Origin of the sequence: Chromobacterium sp. Rain0013 (assembly GCF_015291765.1) — a bacterium.
Lineage (GTDB): Bacteria > Pseudomonadota > Gammaproteobacteria > Burkholderiales > Chromobacteriaceae > Chromobacterium > Chromobacterium haemolyticum.
In genome coordinates this window covers 4,896,665-4,914,638 of sequence record NZ_CP031514.1, presented here as the reverse complement: position 1 = coordinate 4,914,638, position 17,974 = coordinate 4,896,665, and the positions used below count along the sequence as shown (strand labels likewise).

At 59.8% G+C, this 17,974-nt stretch carries 9 protein-coding genes and 2 rRNA genes; all 11 read left to right on the top strand.

From position 1 onward, the window contains the following. Nucleotides 1-53 precede the first annotated feature (53 nt). On the top strand, nucleotides 54-2,633 hold the full coding sequence (locus tag DXT74_RS22355; RefSeq protein WP_194427023.1) for a T6SS effector BTH_I2691 family protein: 2,580 nt from the start codon (nucleotides 54-56) through the stop codon (nucleotides 2,631-2,633). A 1-nt stretch (nucleotide 2,634) separates the two neighbouring features. Beyond that, a complete protein-coding gene (locus tag DXT74_RS22350) occupies nucleotides 2,635-3,795 on the top strand; it encodes a DUF6708 domain-containing protein (RefSeq protein WP_194427022.1) in 1,161 nt (386 codons plus the stop codon). An 86-nt stretch (nucleotides 3,796-3,881) separates the two neighbouring features. Next, nucleotides 3,882-5,741, top strand: a complete 1,860-nt coding sequence (tssF, locus tag DXT74_RS22345; RefSeq protein ID WP_043641388.1) for a type VI secretion system baseplate subunit TssF — start codon at nucleotides 3,882-3,884, stop codon at nucleotides 5,739-5,741. 7 nt (nucleotides 5,742-5,748) lie between these two features. Further along, a complete protein-coding gene (locus DXT74_RS22340; protein WP_194427021.1) occupies nucleotides 5,749-6,054 on the top strand; it encodes a hypothetical protein in 306 nt (101 codons plus the stop codon). Beyond that, nucleotides 6,041-7,087: a type VI secretion system baseplate subunit TssG gene (tssG, locus tag DXT74_RS22335; RefSeq protein WP_231138245.1), complete on the top strand. Its 1,047-nt coding sequence runs from the start codon at nucleotides 6,041-6,043 to the stop codon at nucleotides 7,085-7,087. The genes DXT74_RS22340 and tssG overlap by 14 nt, the downstream gene beginning before the upstream one ends. A gap of 47 nt (nucleotides 7,088-7,134) precedes the next feature. Continuing rightward, entirely contained in the window at nucleotides 7,135-9,768 is a 2,634-nt protein-coding gene (gene tssH / locus DXT74_RS22330; RefSeq protein WP_194427020.1) for a type VI secretion system ATPase TssH, read from the top strand. A gap of 12 nt (nucleotides 9,769-9,780) precedes the next feature. Continuing rightward, nucleotides 9,781-11,223, top strand: coding sequence for a hypothetical protein (locus DXT74_RS22325; protein ID WP_194427019.1), 1,443 nt, complete (start codon nucleotides 9,781-9,783; stop codon nucleotides 11,221-11,223). Further along, the gene (locus DXT74_RS22320; protein ID WP_043641377.1) at nucleotides 11,220-11,483 is read left to right on the top strand and encodes a PAAR domain-containing protein; all 264 of its coding nucleotides are present in this window, start codon (nucleotides 11,220-11,222) and stop codon (nucleotides 11,481-11,483) included. The genes DXT74_RS22325 and DXT74_RS22320 overlap by 4 nt, the downstream gene beginning before the upstream one ends. Before the next feature lie 182 nt (nucleotides 11,484-11,665). Next, on the top strand, nucleotides 11,666-12,763 hold the full coding sequence (gene tssA / locus DXT74_RS22315; RefSeq protein ID WP_043641374.1) for a type VI secretion system protein TssA: 1,098 nt from the start codon (nucleotides 11,666-11,668) through the stop codon (nucleotides 12,761-12,763). Between the two features lie 380 nt (nucleotides 12,764-13,143). Further along, nucleotides 13,144-14,679: ribosomal RNA gene (locus DXT74_RS22310) — 16S ribosomal RNA — on the top strand. Between the two features lie 302 nt (nucleotides 14,680-14,981). Continuing rightward, nucleotides 14,982-17,870, top strand: a 23S ribosomal RNA gene (locus DXT74_RS22305). Together the 16S and 23S rRNA genes form the textbook arrangement of a ribosomal RNA operon. The last annotated feature ends 104 nt before the right edge of the window (nucleotides 17,871-17,974 follow it).

Below are 17,974 nucleotides of genomic sequence, written 5' to 3'. Positions count from 1 at the left end.
ACGCCTGAGGCATGTCGACGCAAGGCCGTGTCAGAAAACCTGGAAGCGATCAAGTGAGCACTAAAACCCCCTGCGGTAACAAATTTTGCGGCAAGACCGGACTGATGTTGCTGCCGCTGCGCTATGCGGTGGCGGCGAGCGAGGAAGGGCACGCCGAGTTTCCGGAACTCAGCGGCACGCTGGGTCAGGGCGTGACGGACAAGAAACTGCGCACCGCCGCCTACACCGTCCGCATGATGCGCCAAGGTTTTCTGTACGTAATGACTAAACGCTCGGGCAAGCTCAAGTGGGAGAGCGCCTGGGCGGTCAACCATCAGGGCTACATCTCCAGAATCGCCCTGGGCGACGCGGTGCAGCCCCCGGAGTTCACCTGCACCACCAAGGGCGACGACATCAACGCCTCGATGATTTCCATCGAGAAAGCGCAGGATGTTAGCGAATTCCGCGTGTTGTTCATGCCGGACCCGCTGTCCAAGGCCGCGCTGAGCAAGATCGAATCCGACAGCAAGCTGTATAACAAGCTGCAAAAGTTCCAGGCCAAGGCGGTGGTCCAGCCGCATGCGCTGCAGCCTGGCGATTTGCGCTCCAAGGTGGTGGAGTTCCGCTCCATCGAGGGCGGCGAGCGCAAACTGGCTCCGCGTTTCAACGATCATATGTACCCCTTCTTCGGCGCGGAAGCCAAGCTGGTCAAGAATGAGCCTTATCCCTACACCGGGCGGCTGAAAAACCTGAGCGTGGAGCTGCTCAATAAAAAAGGCATGGCCATCGTCTTGCACGACCCGCTGGGCCTGGCTCAGGAACTGAACACCTGGCGCAATCTGTCCATCGGCCGGCTTCATACTGTGATGACGGCGGAGAGCACGGTGTTCGCTAGGTATACGAACGAGCAACTGATGTCCATCATCCGCACGGTCAACGCCGCGGAGGAACAGATTCGCAATGGAGCTATCAGCCGGCGCGAACCAAAACTAGGGGTGGCTCTGGATGACTTGGCCAAGGAGGCGAAAACGAATCCGAAGTTCCGGGCTCCGGATTTGCGAGGCATTCCGTATGACAGCATCTACAAGAATCGGGAAGAATACGAAAGCAAAAAGCAGGAATGGCGGCGCAAGTACGCTCAGGAGATAGGGGATGATGCCTGGAAGAAATACGGCAAGCGCTTGTGGCCCAAATCGTCCTACAACGCGGTGCTCAAGAGCTTCGAGGCGCTGGGCGACGTTTGCGACCAGAAGAACGAGGAGCGGGCGCAGGACTTGATGCCGTGGCTGAATGCGCCGCTATTGCACGACACCCTGGCGTTTTACGATGACCAGCATTTTGAGAGTGGCGTGGCTTACGCCGGCCAGATGGGCTTTTGCGTGCACGGCCTCAATAGCTGCAGCATCGGCCAGGATTGGTTGATCAAGCAGGTCGAGCAAAAAGACCTGAAGCCCAGCACCTTGATGTTTAACGCGGGCATGCTGAACTATCAAGCCGCGGCCAAGGCCTATGTGGCGAAAGGCGGGCTCAGCGACGCGCTGTCCCCGTATGAAAAAATACAGGAAGCCGGCAAGGGCATCAGCGATATGTGGTCCAAGATCAAGGACCTGGCCGAGAAGCTGGAAACCGTCGCCCATGTCAGCGGCGTCAGCACCGCCCACCTGGGCGGGGTCAACCTGCTGCTGCTGCAGTTGGGCCACGCCGGGCTGGCGCGGATGCCGGGCGGCAAGCTGCTGGACAAGCAGGTGCTGCGCGCCAGCGTGGTTCATCGGCTGCTGTCGCTGTCGCTGGGCAAGATCATAAGCAAGGATCTGGCGGCGGCCTACCCCAATCCCGCCGCCTTCGACGCCAAGAGCGTGGCGGCGGCCAAGGCCCAGCGCAATCAGATCAATCAGGCACTGACCGCGGCCAGCAAATCCAACAGCATGAACGGCCTGCGCTTCGGCTCGGTGGTGGCGATGCTGGAAATGATGAATGTGATGATGAAGGCCGGCAAGCTGGGAGAAAAGCCGGCGCAGCGCGAAGTCTGGGAACTGACTGCCGCCGCCTTGGGCCTGGGCGCGGTGATGCTGGAACTGACCGGCAGCGTCTGCGAGAAGATCGGCGAGAGCCGCAACCCGGCGCTGATCAGCGGCAGCAAGGTGGGGGTTGGGGCTTTAAAGCTGGCCTCCGGTAGCTTGGGTACGGTGGCGGGAATAATTGGGGCGTTTGTGGATTTTGATAATGCAGCTGATGAAAAGAAAAAGGCTGGTGGGAAAAGTACAGCTTTATCAGTTGTTTATCAATTGAGAGGAGTAGTTTCCATTTCTGGAGCAATTGTTGGTGCTGGCATAGCATTGGGGGCTTCAGGACCATTTTTGGAGTGGCTGTTAAAGCGGGCGACCAGCAGCTTTGGTCGGGTGTTGTTGCAAGGTGTACTTACCGCCAGCAAGTTTGCGGCAGGAGAGCGTATTGCCTTGCTGTTATTGCGCGGTGCGCGCTTATTTACCATGGCGGGCATAGGTTTGACCGTGGCGATCTGGTTGTTTAGCGATAATGCATTGGAAAGCTGGTGTGACAAATCCTGTCTGCGCAAGGATAGAAAGGCCGTTGGCTTTGGCAGCGTGGCGGAAGAAGGCGCCGCTTTGGATGCCGCGGTCTTGGAGGTAAGGTGATATGTACCTGATGGAGTGGATGGTGGTCTTGGATCACAAGCGCTACAAACCTGGCTCGATATGGGATGAGCAGCAAAAGAAAAATGCCGAGAGTGAAAAACAGCATGAGAAAAAGTTGTTCTCTCAAGGCCTAGGGCATTTGCTGGCCAAGAAAGAATCGGATATTCGTGAAAGTCGTTCCGAAGTGGTAGATGATAATGGCGCGATTTATCGAAAGACAAACGCGTATTTAGATGTGTGTACTTATAATGATGATAAGCGTGGCTTGCTAACATTGGCTTTTGGAGTGTTGGTCTATGGCTTAATTCCTTGGTGGTTTGGAGATGTTGCGCAGTGGTGGTCAATTATTGATAAGGGTGTGGCTATAAACGGAGATGCTCTCGATGCAGGGTATATTCTAGTTCTGCTGTTGAGTGCAGGTGTTTTGTTGCCGGTTACTTATGTTTTTGCTCGCTATCTATTTGGTGTGTGGCGTTTAGAGGCCTTCACTATGCGTCGTTTAGTGGTGCGTTTTAATCGTGAAACACGCAAAGTCTATTTTTTGCGCCCTGGTTTTCTGGGGGGGGGCAAGACCTATGGCTGGGAGGAGGTTGATGCCATTTTGCCTAAAAATATGCCGAATCATGAGGGGATTGGCGGCATGTTGGTGTTGGCGGTTAAAACCGAGGAAAACGAAAATCCATATCGGAATTTTGGAGTGGACGGCGCCTTCCTCGGCTTGCCGAGCCGGGATTACCAGCATTTGCTGTCGTTCTGGGAGTACATCCGCCGCTTCATGGAAGACGGCGCGGACGCGGTGCCGGCGCCGAAACGGCTGCGCAGCAAGTGGCCCAACCCCTTGAGCAGCATGTGGACGGTGTCGCGGCTGAGCCTGCCGGGTGGTTTCGACCTGGGACGCAGCTTCTTGTGGCTGCGACTGGCGCTGACGCCGGTCTTCGTGATTTGGGGCCTGGGCCATTACGCCTCGCTGCTGTTGAGCTACGAGGGCCGCTTCCCCAAGGCGATTCGGCAAGCGAGCGGGGAATCGGAACTGCGCTCCTGGCTGGAACTGCTGGCTTACAACTTGCTGCCACTGCTGTATACCGCTGCGGGCCTGTGGTTGTACTACGCGTGGCGGCATGGTCTGGATTGGCGTTTGCCGCTGCGGTATTGGGGCGGCTGAAGACTGGGCCGGACACAAAGACTAAAACAGGGCGGGCGCTGCTCGCCTGATGAAATGAATACTTAATGAATTGCGCGTGAGCCTTAATGCTTGAATCCTTATTGCCGTATTACGAACGCGAACTCGGACACCTGCGCCAGCTGTCCGGCGAGTTCGCGCGCCGCTATCCCAAGATCGCCGGCCGCCTGCAAATGGAAGGTGACCAGTGCGAAGACCCGCACACCGAGCGGCTGATCGAATCCTTCGCCTTCCTGGCCGCGCGCATCCACAAGAAGCTGGACGACGAATATCCGGAGGTGGCCACCAGCTTTCTCAACGTGCTTTATCCGCATTATCTGCAGCCGATTCCCTCGGCCACCATCGTGCAGTTCGAGTGCGATCCGCAACGGCCGGAAATCGCCAAGCGTTACCGAGTGGAGCGCGGCCAGCCGGTGCATGCGCCGGCGATGCAGGGCGTGGTGTGCAAATTCCGCAGCGCCTATCCGGTGGACCTGTATCCGCTGTCGCTGACCGAGGCCAAACTGGAGCTGACCAGCGGCTCGCCCTATCTGCGCCAGTTGGCGCCGGACGCGGCAGCGGTGCTGACGCTGGAGTTTCATACCCACGGCGGCCTGGCGGTCAACGCCATCGGCCTGCAATCGCTGCGCTTCTTTCTGGACGGCGAGCCGGCGCTGATGCATCTGCTGTACGAGATGCTGTTGTCCAATGTCCTGAGCGTCAGCGTGGGCGATGGCAGCGAAGACCCGGCGCGCACGCGCAAGCTGCCGGCGGACAGCCTGCGGGCGGTGGGTTTCGGCCGCGAGGAGGGCTTGCTGGACTACGACGAGCGCTCCTTCATGGGCTACCGGCTGCTGACCGAGTACTTCTGCTATCCGGACAAATTCCTTTTCGTCGATCTGCTGCAGCTGGACAAGGCGACGGCGCGGCTGGACGGCGAGAAGCTGGTGCTGCGTCTGCTGCTGGACGAATACCCGGACAGCGAGCGCCACAATCGTCTGCAGACTCAGTTACAGGCCCAGCATATGAAGCTGGGCTGCACGCCCATCGTCAACCTGTTCACCCAGCCGGGCGAGCCCATCCGCGTGACCCACCAGAAGGCCAGTTACCCGGTGCTGGTGGACGCGCGCAAGCAGCAGGCTTACGAGGCGATCCAGATCAAGCGCGTGGTGAGGGTGGAGAAATCCGGCGACGGCGAAAGCAGCGAGGAGGTGCCGTCCTTCTATGCGATACGCCACGGCAGCGAGAAGAAAGCGCCGCGCTTCTACTGGCACGCCAGCCGGGAGCCTTCGCCGCGCCAGAGCGACAAGGGCACGGATCTGGAGCTGCACCTGGCGGACCTGGAGTTCAACGCGGTGCGGCCGGCCACCGAGGTGCTGAGCCTGGAGCTGTTGTGCAGTAACCGTGATCTGCCGGAGCAGATTCCGTTTGGCGGCAGCCAGTCCACCCAGCGGACGGATTTCTCGCTCCCCGGCCATTCCGTGGTCAAGCGCGTGCGCCTGTTGCGCAAGCCCAGCGCCAGCCAGCGCTGCCCGCTGGGGCGCGCGGTGCAGTGGCGGCTGGTATCGCATTTATCGCTTAACTACATGTCCATCGTGGATTCCGGTTGCGCCGCCTTGCAGGAAATGCTGGCCCTGTACAACCTGACCGATTCCCCGGTGAACGTGCGCCAGATCCAGGGCGTGGTGGGAATTGAGAGCCAGCCGGCGGTGGCCCGCGTGTCCGGCCGCGATTTCAGCGGTTTTGTGCGCGGCAGCGAAATCCGCCTGACGCTGGACCCGGATTACTACGTCGGCGGCAGCGTCTATCTGTTCGCCGCGGTGCTGGAGCGTTTCTTCGCGCTGTATTGCGCGCCCAATAGCTTCACCCGCCTGCGGGTGCATGCGGTGCAACAAGACGAGGAGGTCGCCTCATGGCCAGCCCGAGCCGGCGAGGCCTTGGTGATTTGAGGATGCCATGGAAATATTGATCGCTTCGCTGCTGGCGCCCAGCTTTTGCCAATTGCTGTACTACTCGCTGTCCTCTGAGGAGGGCTTGCGGCTGCGCGGCCCGGCGATAGATTGGGTGATGTGTCTCATGTTGCCGCTGGCGATGGTGATCATGGGCGGGTTGGAACTGGTGAACGGCTCGGGACCGATGGCGGGCTATGGCATCCTGCTTTTTCCGCCGGGCGGCGTGTTGGGTTTGATCACCGGGCTGGTGTTTGGCCTGTGGGTGATGCGTCGCCGCAGCCGGTTGGAGGTAGATCATGAGCGCCAATGACAGGGCTCTGCGGGCCGCGGCCCAACGCAAGCCGCGTGATCTGAAGCTGGAGCTGGCGCGTGACGCCAGCCAGTTCGGGTTTTTCCAGGCGGTACGCATCCTGGGCTTGTCCGCGCGCAAGCGCGGCGAGCGCCGCGGCCGGCTGCCGGCCAGCCTGCGCTTCCGTTCGTTGGCCTCGTTGTCTTTCCCGGCCAGCGAGCTGTGTCGTTATCAGCCGGCCAAGGAGCCGGAACAACTGGACGCCACCGACGAGATGACGGTCAGCTTCATCGGGCTGACCGGGCCCAGCGGCGCCTTGCCCACCAGCTATACCGAGCTGCTGCTGGAACGTCGCCAGCAGTACAAGGACGGATCGCTGCACGCCTTCCTGGACATTTTCAGCCACCGCGCCACCGCCTTGTTTTTCGGCGCCTGGCGCAAATACCGCTATTGGCTGGAAGTGGAAGCCGGCGAGCGCGACGGCTTCACCCGCAATCTGCTGGACCTGGGCGGCCTGGGCCTGTCCCAGCTACGTAAGCAGATGGGGCCGGACGCGAGCCTGGACGAAAACCTGTTCATCTATTACGCGGGTTTGCTCAGCCAGAAGCCCTTGTCGGCGCAGGCGCTGGAGACCCTGATCCAGGGCTTTTTCGGCGTGGACGCCGAGCTGCGGCAGTTCGTCGGCCAATGGATGCAGGTGCCGGCGACGGAGCAAAGCCGGCTGGGCGACCGTGAGAGCGAGCTGGGCGTGTCCTTGTTCGCCGGCGCCCGGGTCTGGGACCGTCAGACCAAGCTGCAACTGCGGCTGGGCAGCATGCGCCGCGCCCAGTTCGAAGCCCTGCTGCCCGGCGGCCCCGGCGCGCAGGCCTTGCAGGCGCTGCTGCAATTCGCCGTCGGCCATAATCTGGCGGCCGACGTCAGCCTGGTGCTGGACAAGCGCGACGTGCCGGCGGCGCAGCTGGGCGGCCCGGCGGACTTGCGCCTGGGCGGCAATTGCTGGCTAGGCCCGCAAAAGCAAGATCCTGAAGACATGCGCTACGCGCTGCTGCATTGAGCGGCGCGAGCGAAATCGACTTTTCATTTTGAGTGTATTGGAACGATATGTCCGTATCCCTGAAAGCCCTGATCGACAGACTGACCCCCACCGCCCGCCAGGCGATTGAGCAGGCGGCCAGCCGCGCCTTGGCGCGTACGCATTTCGAAATCGAGATCGAACACGCGCTGTTGGCGATGTTCGATCAGGACAACAACGCCGCGCTCGCGGCGCTGCACGCGCTGGGCGCGGACCTGCCGCGCATCGAGCGTGAACTGGAAGCGGCGCTGGACGCCTTCCGCAGCGGCAATACCCGCAACCCGGTGCTGTCCGCCTGGCTGCCCAAGTGGTTGGAAAAAGCCTGGCTGTTGGCCAGCGCGGAACAGGGGCAGGACGATGTGTCCACCTTGGACCTGCTGCTGGCGCTGTGGCAGGACGAGGCGCTGCGCGGCGCGCTGCAATCCGGATCCGCCGCGCTGGCGCGTCAGGACGCCGGCCGCCTGCAAGGCGCTTACGCCGCGCTGCGCCAGCACGGCGGCGAGGCATCGGCCAACGCGCCGGCCGCCGAAGCCGGCGTGGAACCGACAATGGCCCCGCCCGTGGCCGGCAAGCGCGGCAGCCCGGCGTTGGACAAATACACGATAGACCTGACTGCTCAGGCCAAGGCCGGCAAGATCGATCCCATCCTGGGCCGCGATGTCGAAATCCGTCAGATGATAGACATCCTGATGCGCCGCCGGCAGAACAACCCCATCCTTACCGGCGAGCCGGGTGTGGGCAAGACCGCGGTGGTGGAAGGCCTGGCGCGCAAGATCGTGCATGGCGAAGTGCCGCCGGTGCTGGCTGGCGTCACCCTGCGCACTTTGGACCTGGGCCTGTTGCAGGCCGGCGCCAGCGTAAAGGGCGAGTTCGAGAACCGCCTGCGCCAGGTGATCGACGAGGTCAAGGCCAGCCCGGTGCCCATCATTCTGTTCATCGATGAGGCTCACACCCTGATCGGAGCCGGCGGCGCGGCCGGCCAGAACGACGCGGCCAACCTGCTGAAACCGGCGCTGGCGCGCGGCGAACTGCGCACCATCGCGGCCACCACTTGGGCCGAGTACAAGAAGTACTTTGAAAAAGACGCCGCGCTGGCGCGCCGCTTCCAAGTCGTGAAAGTGGAGGAGCCGGCGCCGGAAATCGCCGTGCAAATGGTGCGGGGCCTGACCCCGGCGATGGCCCAACACCACAAGGTGGAAATCCTCAACGAGGCGGTGGCCGCCGCCGTGCATCTGTCCAGCCGCTACATTGCCGGCCGCCAGCTGCCGGACAAGGCCATCAGCGTGCTCGATACCGCCTGCGCCCGCGTGGCGCTGTCGCGCGCCGGCAAGCCTGGGCCGATCGAGGACGTGTCGGTGCTGATAGACAATATCGACCGCGAAGTGGCCGCGCTGCAGTGCGAAGAAGGCCACGCCGAGCGCATCGCGGAGCTGGAAGCTCAGCGTGCCGAACTACAAGCGGACCTGGAGAAACTGCACGCCGCCTGGGACGAACAGCAAAAGCTGGTGGCGGAAATCGACGAACTCAAACAGCAGCGGGCCGAGGCCAAGCCGGCCAAGGGCAAGAAGCTCAGCCCGCTGCAGACCAAGCGCAAGGCGCTGCGCGAATTGCAGAAGCATCAGCCATTGGCCTTCGAGTGCGTGGACGAGAGCGTGATCGCCGACGTGATTTCCGGCTGGACCGGCATCCCGCTGGGCCGCATGGTCAGCAATGAGCTGGAACAGGTGCAGAAGCTGGCCTCGCTGCTGGGCGCGCGCGTCATCGGCCAGGATCACGCCTTGGAGCAGATCGCCGAGCGGGTGCAGATTGCCAAGGCCAACCTGGAAGACCCGGGCAAGCCCAAGGGCGTGTTCCTGCTGGTGGGGCCGTCCGGCGTGGGCAAGACCGAAACCGCGCTGGCTCTGGCCGAGGCCTTGTACGGCGGCGAGCGCAATCTGATCACCATCAATATGTCGGAATACCAGGAAGCCCACAGCGTTTCCGGCCTCAAGGGCTCGCCGCCGGGCTATGTCGGCTACGGCGAGGGCGGGGTGTTGACCGAGGCGGTGCGTCGCAAGCCCTATTCGGTCCTGCTGCTGGACGAGGTGGAGAAAGCCCATCCGGACGTGATGGAGCTGTTCTTCCAGGTCTTCGACAAAGGCCTGCTGGAAGACAGCGAAGGCCGCGAAGTCGATTTCAAGAACACCATCATCCTGCTGACCTCCAACGCCGGCTCCGATCTAGTGATGCGCGCCTGCGAGCACGGCGTCACCGTTGAAGGCGAAACCCGCGACCCGACGCCGGAAGACCTGGTGGAGATTTTGCGGCCCACCTTGCAAAGCGTATTCAAGCCGGCCTTCCTCGGCCGTCTGACCATCGTGCCCTATCTGCCGATCAGCGACGAAGTGCTGCGCGCCATCGTCGGCCTCAAGCTGAACAAGATCCGCCAGCGCATCGCCGACAACCACGGCGCGCAAGTGGAGTTCCCGGAGGAACTGGCGGAACAGATGGCGGCGCGCTGCCTGGACGTGGACAGCGGCGCGCGCAACGCCGACGCCATCCTGACTCGCACCCTGTTGGCGCAGATCTCCAGCGACTTGTTGGCGCGCATGGCCAGCGGCAAGCCGGTGAAGAAGATCGCCGTCTCGCTCAAGGGCGAGCAGGTCAAAGTGCGGCTGAGCTGAGGAAACGCGTCCATGTGGAAAATGTTGGGCCTGTTCGGGGTCAGCACCGTCGCCTGGTGGGGGCTGCTATGGCTGGTGTTGCCGCAGAGCTGGCAGCGCATCAGCCCATCGGCCATCCTGCTGCTGCACCTGGGGCCGCCTATGCTGCTCAGCGCCGGGGTCAAGTTGTGGGCTTATCTGAAGGAAAAGCGCGCCAAGCAGGAGGAGGCGGTGCAGGAGGCCGCGGCGGAGGCCGAGCGCCAGTCCGCGCGCGACGCCGCGCGTGAACGGCATCGGGCCGAATTGCGCGAACGCCAGGCGGTGGTGGACTGCCGCTGGCTATGGGCGCGCGCCGTTCCGGCCAATGGCGAGCCTGGCTGGCTGGCAGAAGCGCCGGACGGCTGTCTATGGTCATGCCTGGACGCGGCGGACGTCGACGCCGACGAAGCGCTGCAAGCCTTGCGTCCTCATGTGACCGAGGCGCTGCGGGAGCTTTACGCCGTCGCGCCTGGCGCGGCATGGCTGCCGCTGGTGATGGAAGTGGTGCCCAGCCTGTCCGGCATCGAACAAATCGCCGCGGTGAAGGAATGGCAGACGGAAGCGATGGCTGAAACGCTGGACGACGGCGAATGGCCGGCGCCGGAAGCTCGCTTCCTGGCGGGCGCCGGCACCGGCACGGTGGCGGACCGCGCACGGCAGTTGCTGCAACAGCAGCCGGAGCTGCCGGGCGTGATCATGTTGGGGGCCGACGCGCCTTTGCTGACGTTGGGCGGGGAGCAGTGGGACGAGAGCGATCCCGCTGCGGCGGAACGCCAGCGCTGGCTGGGCAAGCCTGGCCTGGCCGTCGCCGTCCTGCTGTTCCTGCGCGAACAGTTGCCGGAGCCGGAATTAGGTCCCGTCGCCGTGGCCGAGGGCGCGGATCCTTACCAGCCTTACTGGGAAAAAGACTTCAGCCGTGCCGGGGGCAGCTGGGGCATGGTGCCCGCTCGCCATCAAGCCAGCCTGGCCCAGATGCCGGTCCTGGCCCAATTGGGCCAATCCAGCACGTCCGCGGCGCCGCAGGAGCGCGCATTGCAACTGGCGAGGCAGCTCCAACCGGTGCTGGACAACGCCTTGGTCAACGCCGCGCTGCTGGATTACCCGTTCAGCCCGGAAGACGCCAAGCCGGAAAACGATAAGGCGGCCAGCCTGGGCTGGCTGGTGCACAACAGCGGCGACGTCGACGCTGGCGGCGTGCGTCTGGCCGCCATCGCCAGCGCCTTGAACCGCCACGCGGTGGAACTGCATCCCATCGATGAAGCCAGCAATCTGGCGCGGGAGTGGGGCGACGTGGGCGTCGCCGCCGACGCCATGTTGGCCGCCGGCGCCGTCAGCCACAGCGCGCGTCTTGCCGCGCCGGCCCTCATTACTCAATTCAGCAACGATCATGTGGCGCTGGCCATGGCCAGACCGCCGCGCGAGGAGGCCACAGCATGAAACGCGTGATCCGATTGGGCGACCCCACCGATCATGGCGGCAAAGTCGTCAGCGCCGCATCCAGCACCACCTTGTTCGGCAAGCAGGTCGCCTGCCTGGGCGACGCGGTCACTTGCCCGCAGCAAGGGCACGTCAACTGCACCATCGTGGAAGGCGACCCCAGTTGGGTAGTCGGCGGCAAGCCGGTGGCGTTGGAGGGACATAAAGTCAGTTGCGGCGCCTCGCTGATCTCCACCATGCCGGAAGTCGGCAAGGGCTGATCGCAATACCTCCTAGAGCCTGTTTACGATCTCGCGAGCTAAGGCGAGGCATGGCGAAAACGGCTGAGAAAGCGGGATGTACTCGTGGTACATGAGCATTTCGAAGGTGTACTCACCGTGCGGCGTCTCACGACGCGCAGCGGATCGTAAACAGGTTCTTAATATATAGAAGCCATACAAGCATGGAAAACATCGAACAAACCGTGGAGCAACTCCTGGCTCCCATACCCGGTTCATCGCCGGCGGGCGAGGATCTGGCCTACTCCACTCTATTCGACCAGATTCGCGAGGCTCGCCGCAGCGACGACCCAGGTCTGTCACAAGGGGACTGGGAACAAACCCTCAAAACGGCGGAGTGGCCCAAAGTCATCCGTCTGTGTGAAGACGCGCTGAGCCAAAACAGCAAAGACCTGCAATTACTGGTCTGGTACGCGGAAGCCCAAGTTCAGGCCAACGGAATCCCTGGTTTGGCTCTGGGCCTGGCCGCGCTGGATGGCTGGCTGCGTCAATACTGGGAGAGCGGCTATCCGGAGCTGGACCCGCACGACCTGGACGAACGCGTCGGCAAGCTGGAATGGTTGAATCAGCAACTGGGGCTGGCCATCCGCAGCGTGCCGCTGCTGAAGCCGGAGTTCGGCGCTTACGGCTGGAACGATTGGCAGCAATCGCGCGACGTGGAAAACCTTGGCTTGAAAGATGCAGAGGCCAAGGCCGCCGCCATCGCCGAGGGCAAGCTCTCCGGGGACGAGTTCGAAAAGAGCGCCACCCTGTCCGGTCATGCCTGGTTCCAGAGCCAAGCGGAAGCCTTGGTGCAGGCATTGGGCCGCTACGAAGCATTGGACGAGCAAGTGGACCTGCGCTTCGGCGGCGAGGCCCCCAGCCTGGCGGAGATCCGCAACGGCATTTACGCCTGCCAGGACCTAGTGTTGCGTTACCGTCAACAAACCGCGCCAGCCGGCGTTACGCCGGCTCCCGTTGAACCTGTTGTGGAAAGAAAAGCCGTGACCCAAAGCTATAGCGCGCCCACCCCCTCCGCCACTGCTTCGACGGCGCCCGTCGTCTTTAACGGCCAGATCCGCAGCCGCCAGGAAGCGGTGCAGATGTTGAGCGAGGTCGCTCGTTACTTCCGCAGCAACGAACCGCATAGCCCGGTGGCCTTATTGGCCGAACGCGCGGCGCGCTGGGCCGAGATGAGCCTGGAAGAGTGGCTGCAGCACGTGGTCAAGGACGATTCCACGCTGAATCAGCTGCAAGAACTGCTGGATGTGAGGAAGGAATAAGCGGTTTCAGGCCTCTGAAACGGTACGGGCCGGCGTTTCGCCGGCCCGTTTTTCATGGATAGTCGGGTCATGGGGCGGGGGGTGGCAAATACCCTTTATGGATATCCATTGCCGCATCAAGGGCTTGCCCTGCACGGCCCACCGTTGTTGAGGTTTTTATCAAAAAAGGTGTTGACGGGTTTAGGGTCGTGACGTATAGTTCGCCTCCTCAGCAGACAACGCAGCGACGGAAACGAAGCGCAGCGATCTGCACCGATCTTTAACAGAACGAATAACCGATAGGTGTAAGTGCTCGGTCGATGACCAAACACTTGCACTGCAAGACGAGAAATGTCTCGATGTTTCTTTGATCTTGCGTGCCAGAAAATTTGCTTGGAATTGAACTGAAGAGTTTGATCCTGGCTCAGATTGAACGCTGGCGGCATGCTTTACACATGCAAGTCGAACGGTAACAGGGTGCTTGCACCGCTGACGAGTGGCGAACGGGTGAGTAATGCATCGGAATGTACCGTGTAATGGGGGATAGCTCGGCGAAAGCCGGATTAATACCGCATACGCCCTGAGGGGGAAAGTGGGGGACCGTAAGGCCTCACGTTATACGAGCAGCCGATGTCTGATTAGCTAGTTGGTGGGGTAAAGGCTCACCAAGGCGACGATCAGTAGCGGGTCTGAGAGGATGATCCGCCACACTGGGACTGAGACACGGCCCAGACTCCTACGGGAGGCAGCAGTGGGGAATTTTGGACAATGGGCGCAAGCCTGATCCAGCCATGCCGCGTGTCTGAAGAAGGCCTTCGGGTTGTAAAGGACTTTTGTCCGGGAGCAAATCCCAGTGGTTAATACCTACTGGGGCTGAGAGTACCGGAAGAATAAGCACCGGCTAACTACGTGCCAGCAGCCGCGGTAATACGTAGGGTGCAAGCGTTAATCGGAATTACTGGGCGTAAAGCGTGCGCAGGCGGTTGTGCAAGTCTGATGTGAAAGCCCCGGGCTTAACCTGGGAACGGCATTGGAGACTGCACGACTAGAGTGCGTCAGAGGGGGGTAGAATTCCGCGTGTAGCAGTGAAATGCGTAGAGATGCGGAGGAATACCGATGGCGAAGGCAGCCCCCTGGGATGACACTGACGCTCATGCACGAAAGCGTGGGGAGCAAACAGGATTAGATACCCTGGTAGTCCACGCCCTAAACGATGTCAACTAGCTGTTGGGGGTTTGAATCCTTGGTAGCGAAGCTAACGCGAGAAGTTGACCGCCTGGGGAGTACGGCCGCAAGGTTAAAACTCAAAGGAATTGACGGGGACCCGCACAAGCGGTGGATGATGTGGATTAATTCGATGCAACGCGAAAAACCTTACCTGGTCTTGACATGTAACGAACGCTGCAGAGATGTGGCGGTGCCCGAAAGGGAGCGTTAACACAGGTGCTGCATGGCTGTCGTCAGCTCGTGTCGTGAGATGTTGGGTTAAGTCCCGCAACGAGCGCAACCCTTGCCATTAGTTGCCATCATTAAGTTGGGCACTCTAATGGGACTGCCGGTGACAAACCGGAGGAAGGTGGGGATGACGTCAAGTCCTCATGGCCCTTATGACCAGGGCTTCACACGTCATACAATGGTCGGTACAGAGGGTCGCGAAGCCGCGAGGTGGAGCCAATCTCATAAAACCGATCGTAGTCCGGATCGCACTCTGCAACTCGAGTGCGTGAAGTCGGAATCGCTAGTAATCGCAGATCAGCATGCTGCGGTGAATACGTTCCCGGGTCTTGTACACACCGCCCGTCACACCATGGGAGTGAGTTTCACCAGAAGTGGGTAGGCTAACCGTAAGGAGGCCGCTTACCACGGTGGGATTCATGACTGGGGTGAAGTCGTAACAAGGTAGCCGTAGGGGAACCTGCGGCTGGATCACCTCCTTTCTAGAGAAGGTTGTTGATCGAGTACTTACAGCCTATCGGTTATTCGCGAGTTTGAGTATCGCGATCAGAGTGCTTAATGAGTACTGTGATCGCGTTGTTTAAACGCACTGATCTTTAACAAACTGAAGAAGCCGAATATATAAAGACGGCGAGAAAGACGATGGAGTTAAGTCTTCATTGGCTGGATCGTCATCTTGGGTATTTGATTGTATCTAGGCTACGTCGCCATATCAAAAGGGGCGGTGTAGTCGTCGCACAAACACAACTTGTTGTTTTAGTGATCCAGGTTACTGAAATGATAGGGTCAAGCGACTAAGTGCATCTGGTGGATGCCTTGGCGATCATAGGCGAAGAAGGACGTGTAAGCCTGCGAAAAGCGCGGGGGAGCTGGCAATAGAGCTTTGATCCCGCGATGTCCGAATGGGGAAACCCCTCCGCAAGGAGATCCCGTGCTGAATACATAGGCACGAGGAGGCGAACGCAGCGAACTGAAACATCTAAGTAGCTGCAGGAAAAGAAATCAACCGAGATTCCGTTAGTAGTGGCGAGCGAACGCGGAAGAGCCTGTACGTGTTATGGATTGTGTTAGTGGAAGGTTCATGGAAAGGACTGCCATAGTGGGTGATAGCCCCGTACACGAAAACGCATTCCAAGGACTAGGCGTACGATAAGTAGGGCGGGACACGAGAAATCCTGTCTGAAGATGGGGGGACCATCCTCCAAGGCTAAATACTCATGATCGACCGATAGTGAACCAGTACCGTGAGGGAAAGGCGAAAAGAACCCCGGGAGGGGAGTGAAATAGAACCTGAAACCGGATGCATACAAACAGTGGGAGCGGACTTGTTCCGTGACTGCGTACCTTTTGTATAATGGGTCAGCGACTTACGTTCAGTAGCGAGCTTAACCGAATAGGGGAGGCGTAGGGAAACCGAGTCCGAATAGGGCGATTTAGTTGCTGGGCGTAGACCCGAAACCGAGTGATCTATCCATGGCCAGGATGAAGGTGCGGTAACACGCACTGGAGGTCCGAACCCACTAGTGTTGCAAAACTAGGGGATGAGCTGTGGATAGGGGTGAAAGGCTAAACAAACTCGGAGATAGCTGGTTCTCCCCGAAAACTATTTAGGTAGTGCCTCATGTATCACTTCCGGGGGTAAAGCACTGTTATGGCTAGGGGGTCATTGCGATTTACCAAACCATGGCAAACTCTGAATACCGGAAAGTGCGAGCATGGGAGACAGACGGTGGGTGCTAACGTCCATCGTCAAGAGGGAAACAACCCAGACCGCCAGCTAAGGTCCCAAATGATCAGTTAAGTGGTAAACGAAGTGGGAAGGCCTAGACAGCCAGGATGTTGGCTTAGAAGCAGCCATCATTTAAAGAAAGCGTAATAGCTCACTGGTCGAGTCGTCCTGCGCGGAAGATGTAACGGGGCTCAAACTGATAACCGAAGCTGCGGATTTGCACGTAAGTGCAGATGGTAGGGGAGCGTTCTGTAGGTCTGAGAAGGTGTCTCGTAAGGGATGCTGGAGATATCAGAAGTGCGAATGCTGACATGAGTAGCGATAAAGCGGGTGAAAAGCCCGCTCGCCGAAAGCCCAAGGTTTCCTACGCAACGTTCATCGGCGTAGGGTGAGTCGGCCCCTAAGGCGAGGCTGAAAAGCGTAGTCGATGGGAAACGGGTTAAAATTCCCGTACTTTTATGCAGTGCGATGTGGGGACGGAGAAGGTTAGGTCATCAGACTGTTGGAATAGTCTGTTTAAGCCGGTAGGCTGGGGAGGTAGGCAAATCCGCCTTCCCTTAAGGCCGAGACGTGATGACGAGGGTCTACGGACCTGAAGTGACTGATACCACGCTTCCAGGAAAAGCCACTAAGCTTCAGCTGCATAAGAACCGTACCGCAAACCGACACAGGTGGGCAGGATGAGAATTCTAAGGCGCTTGAGAGAACTCAGGAGAAGGAACTCGGCAAATTGATACCGTAACTTCGGGAGAAGGTATGCCTCTTAGAGTGAATCCCCTGCGGGAGGAGCTTTGAGAGGTCGCAGAGAATCGGTGGCTGCGACTGTTTAACAAAAACACAGCACTGTGCCAACACGAAAGTGGACGTATACGGTGTGACGCCTGCCCGGTGCTGGAAGGTTAAGTGATGGGGTGCAAGCTCTTGATCGAAGCCCCAGTAAACGGCGGCCGTAACTATAACGGTCCTAAGGTAGCGAAATTCCTTGTCGGGTAAGTTCCGACCCGCACGAATGGCGTAACGATGGCCACACTGTCTCCTCCTGAGACTCAGCGAAGTTGAAGTGTTTGTGAAGATGCAATCTCCCCGCTGCTAGACGGAAAGACCCCGTGAACCTTTACTGTAGCTTTGCATTGGACTTTGAACAGACTTGTGTAGGATAGGTGGGAGGCTATGAAGTGGGAACGCTAGTTCTCATGGAGCCGTCCTTGAAATACCACCCTGGTGTGTTTGAGGTTCTAACCTTGGTCCGTGATCCGGATTGGGGACAGTGCATGGTAGGCAGTTTGACTGGGGCGGTCTCCTCCCAAAGTGTAACGGAGGAGTTCGAAGGTTACCTAGGTACGGTCGGAAATCGTGCTGATAGTGCAATGGCAAAAGGTAGCTTAACTGCGAGACCGACAAGTCGAGCAGGTGCGAAAGCAGGACATAGTGATCCGGTGGTTCTGAATGGAAGGGCCATCGCTCAACGGATAAAAGGTACTCCGGGGATAACAGGCTGATACCGCCCAAGAGTTCACATCGACGGCGGTGTTTGGCACCTCGATGTCGGCTCATCACATCCTGGGGCTGTAGCCGGTCCCAAGGGTATGGCTGTTCGCCATTTAAAGTGGTACGTGAGCTGGGTTCAAAACGTCGTGAGACAGTTTGGTCCCTATCTGCAGTGGGCGTTGGAAGTTTGACGGGGGCTGCTCCTAGTACGAGAGGACCGGAGTGGACGCACCTCTGGTGTACCGGTTGTGACGCCAGTCGCATTGCCGGGTAGCTAAGTGCGGAAGAGATAACCGCTGAAAGCATCTAAGCGGGAAACTCGCCTGAAGATGAGACTTCCCTGAGGGCTTGACCCTCCTGAAGAGTCGTTCGAGACCAGGACGTTGATAGGTCGGGTGTGGAAGCGCTGTGAGGCGTTAAGCTAACCGATACTAATTGCTCGTGAGGCTTGATCCTATCATTTGAGTGGCTTGGGAGACTGAGCGACGAGATGTGGGTGTGCGACACAATTGAATACCGAATATATGTGGGCTGATCAAAGATCAGCCTAGGCTTCTTCT

Excerpts from the sequence above, each read along its gene's own strand:
- tssF (WP_043641388.1), top strand. The coding sequence starts at position 3,882 with ATGCTTGAATCCTTATTGCCGTATTACGAACGCGAACTCGGACACCTG.
- DXT74_RS22340 (WP_194427021.1), top strand. The coding sequence starts at position 5,749 with ATGGAAATATTGATCGCTTCGCTGCTGGCGCCCAGCTTTTGCCAATTG.
- DXT74_RS22320 (WP_043641377.1), top strand. The coding sequence starts at position 11,220 with ATGAAACGCGTGATCCGATTGGGCGACCCCACCGATCATGGCGGCAAA.
- tssA (WP_043641374.1), top strand. The coding sequence starts at position 11,666 with ATGGAAAACATCGAACAAACCGTGGAGCAACTCCTGGCTCCCATACCC.
- DXT74_RS22325 (WP_194427019.1), top strand. The coding sequence starts at position 9,781 with ATGTGGAAAATGTTGGGCCTGTTCGGGGTCAGCACCGTCGCCTGGTGG.
- tssH (WP_194427020.1), top strand. The coding sequence starts at position 7,135 with ATGTCCGTATCCCTGAAAGCCCTGATCGACAGACTGACCCCCACCGCC.
- tssG (WP_231138245.1), top strand. The coding sequence starts at position 6,041 with ATGAGCGCCAATGACAGGGCTCTGCGGGCCGCGGCCCAACGCAAGCCG.
- DXT74_RS22350 (WP_194427022.1), top strand. The coding sequence starts at position 2,635 with ATGTACCTGATGGAGTGGATGGTGGTCTTGGATCACAAGCGCTACAAA.